General features: G+C 67.9%; 10 protein-coding genes and 1 tRNA gene. 5 read left to right on the top strand and 6 right to left on the bottom strand.

The window, feature by feature from the left end; genetic code table 11:
• Nucleotides 1-29 precede the first annotated feature (29 nt).
• Complete coding sequence (locus AB0L70_RS28460) at nt 30-1,001, bottom strand: NAD(P)-dependent alcohol dehydrogenase (protein ID WP_363689419.1); 972 nt, start codon at nt 999-1,001, stop codon at nt 30-32.
• 82 nt (nt 1,002-1,083) lie between these two features.
• On the opposite strand from AB0L70_RS28460, the gene AB0L70_RS28455 reads away from it, so the two are divergent.
• Complete coding sequence (locus AB0L70_RS28455; protein ID WP_363689417.1) at nt 1,084-1,725, top strand: TetR/AcrR family transcriptional regulator C-terminal domain-containing protein; 642 nt, start codon at nt 1,084-1,086, stop codon at nt 1,723-1,725.
• Here AB0L70_RS28455 and AB0L70_RS28450 read toward each other — a convergent pair.
• A complete protein-coding gene (locus tag AB0L70_RS28450; RefSeq protein ID WP_363689415.1) occupies nt 1,685-2,263 on the bottom strand; it encodes an AAA family ATPase in 579 nt (192 codons plus the stop codon). The two genes, AB0L70_RS28455 and AB0L70_RS28450, sit on opposite strands and share 41 nt — an antisense overlap.
• A 292-nt stretch (nt 2,264-2,555) precedes the next feature.
• On the opposite strand from AB0L70_RS28450, the gene AB0L70_RS28445 reads away from it, so the two are divergent.
• The gene (locus tag AB0L70_RS28445; RefSeq protein WP_363689413.1) at nt 2,556-3,512 is read left to right on the top strand and encodes a hypothetical protein; all 957 of its coding nucleotides are present in this window, start codon (nt 2,556-2,558) and stop codon (nt 3,510-3,512) included.
• A 219-nt stretch (nt 3,513-3,731) separates the two neighbouring features.
• Here the strand turns inward: AB0L70_RS28445 and AB0L70_RS28440 are convergent.
• Nucleotides 3,732-3,808: transfer RNA gene (locus AB0L70_RS28440), tRNA-Arg, on the bottom strand.
• 159 nt (nt 3,809-3,967) lie between these two features.
• On the opposite strand from AB0L70_RS28440, the gene AB0L70_RS28435 reads away from it, so the two are divergent.
• Nucleotides 3,968-5,548 (top strand): PrsW family intramembrane metalloprotease, encoded by a 1,581-nt coding sequence (locus AB0L70_RS28435; protein WP_363689411.1) that lies wholly within the window; start codon nt 3,968-3,970, stop codon nt 5,546-5,548.
• A 146-nt stretch (nt 5,549-5,694) separates the two neighbouring features.
• Here AB0L70_RS28435 and AB0L70_RS28430 read toward each other — a convergent pair whose 3' ends face one another.
• Nucleotides 5,695-5,994, bottom strand: a complete 300-nt coding sequence (locus AB0L70_RS28430) for a hypothetical protein (RefSeq protein WP_363689409.1) — start codon at nt 5,992-5,994, stop codon at nt 5,695-5,697.
• Nucleotides 5,995-6,442: 448 nt separating this feature from the next.
• Between AB0L70_RS28430 and AB0L70_RS28425 the strand changes: the two genes are divergently transcribed.
• Both AB0L70_RS28425 and AB0L70_RS28420 read left to right on the top strand, forming a co-directional pair.
• Entirely contained in the window at nt 6,443-9,469 is a 3,027-nt protein-coding gene (locus AB0L70_RS28425) for a dynamin family protein (protein ID WP_363689407.1), read from the top strand.
• A complete protein-coding gene (locus AB0L70_RS28420) occupies nt 9,466-11,145 on the top strand; it encodes a GTPase (RefSeq protein ID WP_363689405.1) in 1,680 nt (559 codons plus the stop codon). The genes AB0L70_RS28425 and AB0L70_RS28420 overlap by 4 nt, the downstream gene beginning before the upstream one ends.
• Nucleotides 11,146-11,252: 107 nt before the next feature.
• Here the strand turns inward: AB0L70_RS28420 and AB0L70_RS28415 are convergent, their stop codons facing one another.
• Both AB0L70_RS28415 and AB0L70_RS28410 read right to left on the bottom strand, forming a co-directional pair.
• On the bottom strand, nt 11,253-11,870 hold the full coding sequence (locus tag AB0L70_RS28415) for an SRPBCC family protein (protein WP_363689403.1): 618 nt from the start codon (nt 11,868-11,870) through the stop codon (nt 11,253-11,255).
• A gap of 81 nt (nt 11,871-11,951) precedes the next feature.
• Nucleotides 11,952-12,446: a single-stranded DNA-binding protein gene (locus AB0L70_RS28410; RefSeq protein WP_363689401.1), complete on the bottom strand. Its 495-nt coding sequence runs from the start codon at nt 12,444-12,446 to the stop codon at nt 11,952-11,954.
• Nucleotides 12,447-12,479: the final 33 nt, after the last annotated feature.

Here is a 12,479-nt window from a genome sequence, read left to right as displayed (position 1 = left end):
AACCACTGCCCACCGACAATTCCTATCGGCTACTTGATGTTGATCACGGCCTTGCCGCGGACTTGACCATCGAGCAGGTAGCGGATCGCCTGCGGCGCCTCGGCGAGCGGGAAGGATCGGTCGACGGCCGGGGTGACCTTGCCCGCCTCGATCAGGTCGGTGAGGGCGAGCAGATCCACGTGGTTCTCGGAGTTCACGAAGGTCCGCAACCGCTGCCCGACGAACGAGGACAGGAACACTGCCCGCAGTTGGCGGTCGTATCCGCCCAGCCAGCGTCCACCGGTCTCGCCGCCGGTGATGACGAGCGTCCCCTTCTTTGTGAGTGCCTGCCGCAATCGGCCCAGCGTCGAGTTCCCGCCGATGTCGATGATGACGTCGTACGGGCCGCTCGCGACGAAGTCGTCCTGCCGGTAGTCGAGGACCTTGTCGGCGCCGAGAGTACGGACGAAGTCGGCCTTGGCGGCGCTGCACACGGCCGTGACGTGTCCGCCGAATGCCTTGGCCAGCTGGACCGCATAGCTCCCGACACCCCCGGATGCTCCGATGATCAGCACCCGCTGGCCCGAGCTGACCTCGCCGTGGTCGCGGACCGCCTGTAGTGCGGTGAGGCCTGAGACCGGTGCGGCCGCCGCTTGCTCGAACGTGAGGTTGGCCGGCTTCGGAGCCAGCTTCCGCTCCAAGGCCCGCGCGTACTCGGCGTACGTCCCGATGCCGAACCCGTACACCTCGTCGCCGGGGGTGAACCGGGTGACGTTCGCTCCGACTGAAGTCACGACGCCGGCAACGTCCATGCCGATCACCGGGTCCTTCGGCGCGCGTACGCCGTACCCGGCCAGGCGGACCGGGTACGGCAGGCCGGCCATCAGGTGCCAGACCCCACGGTCGACCCCGGCGGCGCGGACCTGGACCACCACCTCGTCGGCGGCCGGTTCGGGTGTGGCGATGTCGCGGAGCTCGAGTACGTCGGCCTCGCCGTACGTGTCGCGCGTGATTGCCTGCATGATCTCCCCCTGGTGTACTTACAGCGTAAGCTTACGTTGTAAGCTACGCCTGGTCCGACGGTCCGTCTATACGGGGGAAGCGATGACAGCAAGGCGTGAGCCACTGAATCGGGAGCGTGTTCTGCGGGCCGCGATCGCGCTGGCCGACCGGGACGGGCTGGAGGCGCTGACGATGCGCCGGCTCGGCCAGGAGGTCGGGGTGGAGGCGATGTCGCTGTACAACCACGTGAAGAACAAGAACGACATCCTCGACGGCATCGTGGACCTGGTGCTGGGGGACATCGACGTACCGCCCACCGGCACGCACTGGAAGGTGGCGATGCGGCGCCGGTCGATCTCCGCGCACGAGGTGCTGGTGGCGCATCCATGGGCGGCGGTGCAGATCATGTCGCGGTTCAACATCGGTCCGGGGATGACGCGGTACCTGGACGCGACGCTGGGGCGGCTGCGGGAGAGCGGGTTCTCGGTGGAGAGCGCGCTGGACGCGTGGCACACGCTGGACAGTCACCTGTATGGCTTCACACTGCAGCAGCTCAACCTGCCGTTCGCGGCGGACGAGGCGCCGCGGGTGTCGAGTCACGTGCTGGGTGGGCTGGCCATGGACGAGTTCCCGCATGTGGTCGAGGTGATCACGCACGTGATGCAGTCCGGCCGCGTCGAGTCCTTCGAGTACGGCCTGGACCTCATCCTCGACGGACTCGAGGCGAGCCTTCCCCAAAGCTGATGCGCTGGAGTTGATTGGCCTGCCCACGGCTCAACACGACAGCAGACAGAGCACCCGGTACGACGTGACTCGGCTCCTTCTTGAGTAGCTCAGGCCAGCGCCGGAGGTGGGTGGCCATACTGCCCGCGCGTACGACCCGCCCGCGGACCCACTGGCCGTCACGCGCCACATCACCCGGTACGTCGAGCAGCACGAGGTGCAGGGGTAGTCCGGCCCGTTTGGCTCGCCACCCGAGCAGTCGTCGTACCCACGGGCGGGTGGCGCAGTCATGCACGACCATCGGGCCGCTGTCTGACCGCATTGCCCTCAGGACACTGGCGTAGTACGCCAAATGCACGAGCGGACGCCACCACGAGTACGGCAACACCCCGAGGACCGGCATCCACCGATTCCGGATCCGCTCCGAGTCGAACACCCGCACCGTGCTGTCGCTTGGGAACAGCCGTCGTAGCAAGGTGCTCTTCCCCGATCCCGGCACCCCAGCCACCACAACCACAGAGTCGCCGGAGTACGCCAACTCCCGCGTCCGAGGTTGCACGTCAACGTCATCAGCCAGCCTCAAACCCGCAGCATCCTTTCGCCACTCGCCAGTACAGATAAAACGGACGAGGACGCGTGGTTGCCCCGAGAGAACGCTGAGAAGTCGGTAGGAAGTCCCTGAGAGGAGCGTCGCGAATCTGGCTCCGGGTTGTTCCCATAACTGCGGAAGACCTATACGGTGACGGAAAGTAGGCGGTATAGACCGCGGTAGGTGTACGGGGGATGGCCGGGTTCGACTCCTGGCGGCACCACAATTCCGCCCCGTTCGGGGGTGGATGCAAGGGGGAAGTATGTCCAACTCGAAGAGCCGCCTCGTGGCGGCAGGATCCGCGTTCACGCTGGCCGCCACCGCTGTCGGCATCTCGGTGCTCGGTGGTGGTGCGGCTGATGCCGGCGTCACCGGCGCCACCGGCCAGACCGCTACGGCGATCACCTATCCGCTGGTCCGCAACTCGGTGGCCGAGAGCCAGGTGGTCAACTACAGCCTCGGCGAGAGCGACCTGCAGAAGGCGTTCGTCGCGAAGATGCTTGCGGTCCCGGCGAACGGGGTCGACACGTCGGCCAAGCTGAAGGACGGCGTGGTGGCCGAGGTCGATCTCGCTCCCGCGGTACAGAGCAAGCTGAACAAGACAGGACCGGTGTACCTGAAGCACTGGGGCACCGTGCACCGCAACGTGATCGGCGCAGCCGACGCCGAACTCGCCACGACGTCCACGCAGTCGCCGCTCGGCGACGGCGCGCTCAACCTGCACACCTCGTCCGCGACCGACAAGGTGGCCTTCGGCAACGAGGTCGATTTCGCGGGCCAGGACGTGAAGGACCTCGGCACGGTCGGCTTCTCGGTCTATACGACCGGCGAGAACAATGCCCTGGGCAACAACATGCCGAGCATCATCTTCGAGGTCGACCCGAACGTGACCGCGGTGGTATCGAACTACTCGTCGCTGGTCTACGTACCGGCCAACGGCGCCGCCAACGAGTGGACGACCTTCAACGCCACGACTGACCCGGGCAAGCACTGGGGTCTGACCGGCACAGCCTTCAACGGAACGGCGTGCTCGATCAACGGTGCCAGGTGCACCTGGACCGAGATCCTCGCCTACCTGGGCGACGGCGGCGACGACGCCAAGGTCCTCACGGCAAGCGTCAGCAAGGGCCGCGACTACGCGTTCTCCGGAGCGGTCGACGCCTTGAAGTTCGGCGGCAAAACCTACGACTTCGAATCCGCCGGCGTCTCCGCCAACTAGCACCCAGCCCTACACCACGCACCACCCGATCGCCCGGGTTCCTCAGGGGCAGCCCGGGCGATCGCCACCGCCCGATCCGAGCCATCGCGAAGCTCGACGGCCGAGGCCGACTACTCCGGTTGACTGCAGTTGCTGAGGACTCGCACCACGGGTAGCCCCACGCGGGAGGCGGTCTGCAGAGTCGCCTCGGAGGCAACTCGTGGTTGACCTGCGGCTTAATGGCGCGCCCGGCAGGATTCGAACCTGCGACCAACGGATTAGAAGTCCGACGCTCTATCCAGCTGAGCTACGGGCGCTTGGCAGGGGAAAGTGTCTCAGATGGGCGGGTGAACCCGCCTCTGGGTTGCTGGGTGGGTCGCTCGCACCGGGGCGAAAATACAGGGTTGTCGTTCCATCCCGGTAACGCTGAGTGGGTGGTTCTGCCGCCGGGTGGGCTCCCCAACTAGGCTGCGGGCATGAGTTACCCCTCACCAGGCCCGGCCGGCCAGCCGCAACCCGCGGCGGGGCCGGCGTACCCGCCCGGCGGCCCGTACCCGCAGCCGAACGTGCTGGGGAACCATCCGGTCCCCGGTCAGCGGCGGAATCAGGGCATCCTGATCGGCATCGTGATCGCGGTGGTGTTCGCGATCGCTGGCCTGGTGATCTTCGGCATCGTGGCCAAGTCGACCGGCGCGGGCGGCTTCACCTGGGGGCTGGTGTTCGCGTTCGTCCCCGTCATCCCGGTGATCGCGCTGTATCTGTGGCTGGATCGTTACGAGCCGGAACCGACCAAGTACATCTTGTTCGCGCTCTGCTGGGGTGCCTTCATCGCGACCCTGGCCGCGATCTTCATCAACACCGAAGTGTCGCACCGGCTGGCCGAGACCGGCGTCGGCGGCGACCGGTCGGCCGTGTTCGTCGCGCCGCCGGTGGAGGAGTTCGCCAAGGGATCCGTGATCCTGCTGCTGGCACTGGTCCGGCGCAAGGAGTTCGACGGCATCATCGACGGTCTCGTGTACGCCGGAATGGTGGGCGTCGGGTTCGCCTTCACCGAGAACATCCTCTACTACGGGCGCATCTTCAACACGCTCTCCGAGGAGTCCGGGAGCGACGCCGGCCTGCGGGGCGCGTTCGTACTGTTCGTCATCCGCGGATTGATCTCACCGTTCGCGCATCCGCTCTTCACGTCATTCACAGCCATCGGAATCGGCGTCGCCATACGACATCGAAGTACGGTCGTTCGCTTCCTCGCGCCCATCGTCGGGTATCTGGGCGCGGTGCTGGCCCACGGACTCTGGAACGGGGGCGCCAGCTGGGCCGGGGGCGGCGGCTTCATCACCGTCTACCTGTTCCTGATGGTGCCGATCTTCATCGGCATGGTCGTGTTCGCGCTGGTGATGCGGTCTCGCGAGGGACAGATGATCGCGTCGAGGCTGTACGACTATGTGCGCTTCGGCTGGCTGGTCCCACAAGACGTACCGCTGATAGCGACGCTGCGCGGGCGCAAGGCGCTGCGGCAGAACGCTAAGCGGTACGGCGCTCAGGCCGAAGCGGCCGCGAAGGCGTTCCAGCAGAACGCGACCGAGCTGGCGTACCTGCGGGACAAGATCGTCCGCCAGGTGATCGGGCCGGACGCGCTGGAGACCGAGAAGAAGCTGCTCGACGAACTGCGGGCGCGGCGGGCGAGTGTGCCTTTCCCGCCAATGCCGGCGTTCGCACAGGCGGCGCCACAGTTCCAGGGTGCGCCGGGGCCGATGCCCGGTGGACCTATGCAGGGTGGGCAGATGCCCGGTGGTCCGGGTCCTGGTGGTCAGGCGCAGGGTGGGCCTGGTGCCGGTGGGCCGGTTCAGGGGCAGGGACCGGGTGGGCCTGCGGGCGGCTATCCCGGTGCAGGACAGGAGGGATACCCACGTCCACAGGAGGGTTATCCGCCGGCTCAGCCGGGGTATCCGTCGGGTCAACCCGGTTACTCAGGGGGCCAGCCCGGTTACCCACCGGGACCCCCTGGTCAGCAAGGACCGCCGGGGGGATACGGTCCGTATCCACCCTCGCAGTGACTGCCACCCGTCCACGCCGCCAAACGGGGATGACGATGACTTTGCTTCTGCGCTGTCCGACCGGGCACTCTGTGCTCGTGGGCGGACGCCGTGGCTGACATCAGGTCAGCTGGTGAAGGTTCGGAACCGAGGGTTCCGAGCCAGGATCAGCCTGCCCAGGAGCTGGCGAACCTGATCGCCCAGTCGGACGCCCGCGCCGATGCCAAAGGCAAGGGCTTCTGGCGGCGCCGGCGGCGGAGGAACACCGCTCCTGACCCTGCGCCGGAGTCTGCGGAGAGTACGCCGGAGTCCGGGAACGGCCGGGAGTCGGGTGGCGCGTCTGGGGCTGCTGGTACGTCGGGATCGTCGAGCGCGCCTGAATCCACCGAGACTGCCGAGGCCGCTGGTACGCCGTCGTCCGCGGACACACCGCGCTCCGGCGGCCCGTCCGCCAACGGTTCGTCCACCGACAAGTCGTCAACCGACGGATTGTCTGCCGGCGAGACGTCCGGCGAGGGGTCGCAGTCCGACGGGAAGCTGGCCGCGGACGGATCTCGGTCGGGCGAGGAGTTGTCTGGCGCGGGGTCGCAGTCCGGCGGGAAGCTTGCCGCGGAGGGATCTCGGTCGGGCGAGGAGTCGTCTGGCGACGGATCTCAGCTTGATGGGTCGTCGTCGGCTAATGGGTCGCCGTCTGGCGGGCAGTCGTCCGCTAACGGGGCGCAGCCTGATGGGCAGTCGAGCGTCGACGGAGCGCGGTCTGACGGGCGGTCGTACGCCGATGGAGCGCCGTCCGACGAGAAGGTGGGCGCGGACGGGGTGCCAGCCGATGGGGCGGCTACTGGGGCGTCGACGGATGGGCAGTCGGCTGAGGTTAACGAGACGACTGAGTCCGAGGGTGGCACCGGGCGGCCTGAGGTGACTGAGGTTGAGGCCGAGTCCGGCGCGGGGGCTGGTGCGTCCGGCTCGGAGGGCTCAGGCTCGACGGATGGGGAGAGCTCGGGCTCGGCGGACGGCGCGTCGACTGACGCTGCGTCTGGGAGTGACGACGTGACGCCGGAGTCCGCGGAGGCGGGGTCTGGCGAGGAGAGCGTCGTACCGGCTGAGGATGCGGCGCCGGCTGAGCGGCCGCGGCCGACTGTTGGAGTCGTTTACGAGCCGGATGAGTCTCCGGATGGGTTCCCGCTCGAATACGGGAACATCATCGTCGGCCTGCCCAAAACAGCTGATAAGTCTGCGGCTGACGGTGCCGCGGACGAGCCTGGTGAGGCTTCTGAGGCCCGGGACGACGAATCCGCGGCAGACCCCGCAGTTGAGGTCGAGCCCGCGGCAGATGGCCCATCTGACGACGCTGAGGCCCCGACAGACGAGCCGCCCGTCGCCGCCGAGGCATCCACGCAGGCCGATGACGACGACGAGTCCGCGAAACTGACGGACGAGCAGGCCGCGAAAGAGGCAGGCGAGCAGTCCGGGGATCAACCGGGTGGACAGCCTGACGTGCAGTCGGGCGAGCGAGCTGGAGATGTCGCGGGTGAGTCGGCCGGTGACGTGCAGGACAAGCAGGCCGAAGGTAGCAAGTCGGGCTCCCGGAAGCGCGGGAAGCATGCGACGGCTCCCGCGGTCGTGGAAGCGGCCCCCGAGGAAGCTGGCGACGGCTCTGAGGAGGGTGCTGCTGACAGCTCCGAGGAAGGGGCTGCTGGAATCACCTCGGTCGACTCAGATGAGGCTGTCTCGGACGCGGGTGCGGAGGAAGACAGCGCGCAGGTAGACGCCGCGAACGACGCCGCCGGGCAGGAAGCTGCTGGGCAGGAACCCGCCGGGCAGGAAGACGGTGCGCAGGAAGACGGTGCGCAGGGCTCGGAGGATGGTGCTGAAGGCGCCACCTCGGAAGCCTCGGCGGAGGACACCCCTGGTGAGCCTGCGGATGGGCAGTTGGCGGACGCGCAGGAGGCCGGAGCGGAGGACCAGGCTGAGTCCTCCTCGGCCGAAGGCGCTGCGGACAGCTCTCCAGAGAACTCAGACGGGACCGCGGGTACGTCGTCAGATGACTCGAATGACGCTGGGGATGCCTCGTCGGGCTCGGTGGATGAGGGTGCGGAGGCTTCCTCGGAGGGCTCGGGTGGGGCTGGGGGCGATGCCTCGGGATCGGGTGAGGGCGGCTCTGGCTCCGGGGACGGGGCTGGGGATGAGGTTGTTGAGGAGTTGACGGCGGAGCAGCTGGCTGAGCGGTTGGCGGCTGAGCAGGCTGCTATGGCTTTGATTACTGCGCTGATGAAGTTGCGGGGCGCTCTGGCTGGTAGTCGGTTGCCGTTGGATGTGGTGGGGGCTGACGAGGCTCGGCAGTCGCAGAAGGCGATGTTGGATCAGCTGGACGACTACCTGCTGCCTCGGCTTGTGCAGCTGGAAGCCCCGGTGCTGGCTGTCGTCGGTGGCTCCACCGGTGCGGGCAAGTCCACGCTCGTGAACACCATCATCGGCACGGTCGTCAGCGAACCCGGTGTGCTGCGCCCGACCACTCGCTCGCCGGTGCTGATTCATCACCCGGACGACGCGGACTGGTTCGTCGGCGATCGGGTCCTCCCGGACATGGCGCGGACCAGCGCCGAGAGCCCGGGTGGGATGGAGGATGCGGGCCAGCTGCGGTTGGTTGCGGCTGACACCGTTCCCCGTGGGCTCGCGATCCTGGACGCGCCCGACATCGACTCCGTCGTCGAGGCGAACCGTGACCTCGCCACCCAGCTGCTGGCCGCGGCCGACCTCTGGCTGTTCGTCACCACGGCTGCCCGCTACTCCGATGCCGTCCCGTGGGACTTCCTGCAGAGCGCCTCGGACCGCAGTACGGCGGTAGCTGTCGTCCTCGACCGTGCTCCGGGCGAGACGATCGACGACATCACCGGTCACCTCGCCCAGATGCTGCTCGAGCGTGGGCTCGGTGACTCGCCGCTGTTCTCGATCCAGGAGACGGTTGTCGATGGCAACGGAATGCTGCCGGCCGAGACCGTTGCCTCGATCAAGGACTGGCTGATCGACCTGGCCGCCGACGCGGAGGCCCGGGCGGCCGTCGTCCGCCGGACCCTGCAGGGCGCGGTCAGCTCGATGGTGAAGAAGACGGCGCCGTTCGCGACTGCCGTCCGGGCGCAGGCGGAGACCGCGATCGAACTTCGGTCGACGGCAGAATCGGCGTACGACCAAGCTGTGCAGGACATCGCCAAGGCGACCCAGGACGGGACGATGCTGCGTGGCGAGGTGCTCGCTCGCTGGCAGGAGTTCGTCGGGACGGGTGAGCTGCTGAAGGGTCTGCAGACCAACGCCGGCCGCCTGCGCGACAAGGTGAAGAACTCGGTCGGCAACAAACCCGCCGAGACGCGGGACGTGAACGACGCGATCGAGTCCGGCCTGGAGTCGCTCCTGCGCGAGCACGCAGCGGCCGCCGCCGAACGCGCCGAGAAGGCCTGGCAGTCGAACGCTCCCGGACGTCAGATGCTCGCGGTCGGTGGACCTGAGCTCGGGGCGATGTCCGAGGAGTTCGCTGCCGGCGCCGGACGCACGGTCCGCGAATGGCAGGCGTTCGTGGTCGAGTTGGTCCGTAGCGAAGGCGCGGACAAGCGGTCGACCGCGCGCATCCTGGAGTACGGCGTGAACGGGCTGGGCCTCTCGCTGATGGTCGCGATCTTCGCGAGCGGAGCGGGCATCCCGAAGGCGGCCGAGGCGAGCGCCGGGATCGGGAGCGCGGCGGTCGGGCAGAAGTTGCTGGAGGCTGTCTTCGGCGACACGGCAGTGCGTACCCTGGTCGAGAAGGCGCGTGAAGACCTTGACGGTAAGGTTCATGCCCTGATGGATGCCGAATTCGCCCGCTATCTGGCTGTCCTTGACCAGCATCCGGTCGACGCTGAGACGGCCAGGCAACTGACGGAGGCCGCGCGCGCGGTGGAGGACTGCACGTGACGGAAACAGTGGATGCGGTTGAAACCCCGGTGCGGGGCGCGACCGATGTCCTGAAGAAGATCGACGCACTCGGCGCCGCGGCCAAGGCCGGCGAGGGCCGACTGGATCCGGTCGCCCTGACCGAGGCCAACCAGATCGTGGAGCGATCCGCGCAACGTCTGCGGATGTCCGGCGAACTGACCGTGGTCGCACTGGCCGGTGCGACCGGCTCGGGTAAGTCGTCGTTGTTCAACGCATTGACAGGTCTCGACCTGGCCGCGATCGGCACCCGGCGGCCGACCAGCTCGATGCCGTTGGCCTGTGTCTGGGGTGAGGAGCCCGCCGGTGAGGTCCTGAGCTGGCTGGGCATCCCGCGCCGGCACCAGGTGCAGCATCGCAGCTCCCTGGAGGAGGCGCAGTCCGAAGACCTGGACGGCCTGATCCTGCTGGATCTGCCGGACCATGACTCGACCGAGGTCGAGCACCGCCTGATCGTCGACCGGCTCGTGGAGCTGGTCGACATGCTCGTGTGGGTGGTGGATCCGCAGAAGTACGCCGACGCCGCGCTGCACAATCGGTACATCAAACCGTTCGCCTCGCATTCGGGGGTGATGGTGTTTGCGCTGAACCACATCGACAAGCTGACTCCGGATCAGCGCAAGAGCTGCCTCAACGACCTGGACCGGTTGCTCAAGACCGACGGCCTGAAGTCGCCGACGGTGGTCGCGACCTCCGCGGTAAGCGGTGACGGACTGGACGAGCTGCGATCCCTGCTGGTGAAGCGGGTCAGCAACAAGCGCTCCGCCCGCGAACGTCTCTCCGCGGATGTCGACCGGGTCTCGGACCGGATGGCCAACCAGTGCGGCGATGCGAAGACCCCGGAGATCGCCCAGAGCGACATCACCGAGCTCGTCGACGCACTCTCCGACGCAAGCGGCCTGCCTGTGGTGGTTGACGCCGTACGGCGTTCCTACCTGCAGCGCACGCGGGCCGCGACGGGGTGGCCGCTGACCAAGTGGCTCGGGCGATTCCGGCCGGATCCGTTGCGTCGGCTGCACGTCGACCAGGTCTCGCGTCAACAGGGCAAGGCGTTGCGGAAGTCCGCGTCCACCGAGGTTGCGATCGCGCGTACTTCGTTGCCTGCGGCAACACCTGTGCAGCGGGCCCGGATGGACACCGCCGTCCGCACGATCACCACGAAGGCCGCAGAGGGTTTGTCGCGTCCGTGGGCTGACTCGGTGCGCTCGGCGATCCGTCGCCGGGAGGAGTCGCTCGGCGACGAGCTCGACCAGGCAGTCGCGCGGACCGACCTCGGGACGAGCAACAACCCCGGCTGGTGGAGTGCGGCCAAGATCGTCCAGTGGCTGCTGTTCCTGGTGACGCTTGGCGGTGCCGCCTGGTTGGTGGCGCTGCTCGTGGCGCGCATCGCCGGGATGGATGACCCGCCGCTGCCGGAGTGGGGCGGGATCCCGTACGCGTGGATCATGCTCGTCGGCGGTGCCGTCCTCGGGCTCGCGGTCTCCTTCGGCTGCCGCGTCCTCGCGACCAATGGAGCCGCGCGGCGCTCCCGCCTGGTGGCGACCGCGCTCCGGGCCGAGCTGGAGAAAGTTGCCGACAGCCACGTTGTGTCCCCGGCCCGGGACGAGCTCGACGCCTACACCACCTGCCGCGACAGCCTCGCCACCGCGCGCAGCTGACCACCCGTTGACCGGAACCCCTCCGGACGGATCCCGTCCGGAGGCCGGCAACCACAGGCAGCATGGCCAAAGGGTGCGCGCCGTCGGCAGGCCAAGTGGAGCTCGACTCAGAGCTCGGCGTCGGGGGCGTACTGGGTCATGGAGATCTTGGCGGCTTCGGCGAGATCCTCGTCGGAGGTCGTGCCGGAGGAGCGGACTGTCTCGATCCAGGCGCGGACCGAGGCCTCGTTGAACTTGATGACCTCGGGGGAGTCGGCCATCGCGACCGGGTCGACGTCCTCGGGCAGCTCGCCGTTGATGTACAGCGCGAGCGCCATCACCCCGCCGTCCCAGCCGGGGCCGACCCAGAGCGCGCCGGAACCGCCGGGAGCCGGCGGCTCGCTCATCGAGTGCTCCAGCTCGAGCTCGGTCGTCGCGCCGGAGGCGGGGGTGAGACGAAGCTCGAGAAGACTCGTGGGTCCGCCGAAGGTGACGCGGAATCGCTTGGGTGGTTCGCATTCCAGCACTTCGCCGCCCGCGTTGCCCTGCAACTGGAAGCTGCCGCCGACCTTGAGATCCCCGGTCACGGGCATGAACCAGCGCTTCATCCGCTCCGGATCCGTGAGCGCGTCCCACAGTTCTTCCGGCTCGGCGCGGTAGGTACGACGCATCCGCACGGTCGCGGTCTCGCCGGTGCGGGTGACTTCGCGCTGGACCGCGTTGATGTGCTCGAGGATGTCGATCACTGGTGCATCCCTCTCCTGCTCGGCTGCTGGGGTGGAGCCCAGAATGCCGGTCAGTGCTTATATAAGTCAATACTGAGATACTCATGCCGCCTCCGACTCCTGGACCTCGGCGGTCAGGGGGAGCGGGGCCGCACTGTACTCATCGGCGGGGTACGGCGAAGCCGGCTCGGGGACCGCGGTGAGCGCACCAGGGGATCCGGCCGCACGCACGGGAGCTTTGGCGAAGGTCGTCGTACCCCGGTTGAGGTCGTGGCCGACAGAGAACGCTTCGAGGATGACGCGGCTGTGGGTCTGGCCGGCGTCGTCGGTCCACTCGTGGGTCCGCAGCCTGCCGGTGACGATGACCGGTTGGCCCAGATGCACCGAATCGAAAGCGTTCTGGGCCAGCGTGCGCCAGCACTCGACGCTGAACCAGGTCGTCGGTTTGTCGACGAACGTGTTGAGATTGCGGTCGAACTGCCGGGGCGTCGAGCCGAGCCGGAACGACACATGCGCGTAATCCCCTCGGATCTGCTTGAAATCCGGCTCGCTGCCGACCCAGCCCAGCACTGTCACGTAGGTCTCGCCGAGGCTCATGATGGCCACCTTCTGTCTGATCGCGAATTCCGC

Source organism: Kribbella sp. NPDC051952, assembly GCF_040680855.1.
Lineage (GTDB): Bacteria > Actinomycetota > Actinomycetes > Propionibacteriales > Kribbellaceae > Kribbella.
This window is presented reverse-complemented; position numbering and strand designations above follow the sequence as displayed.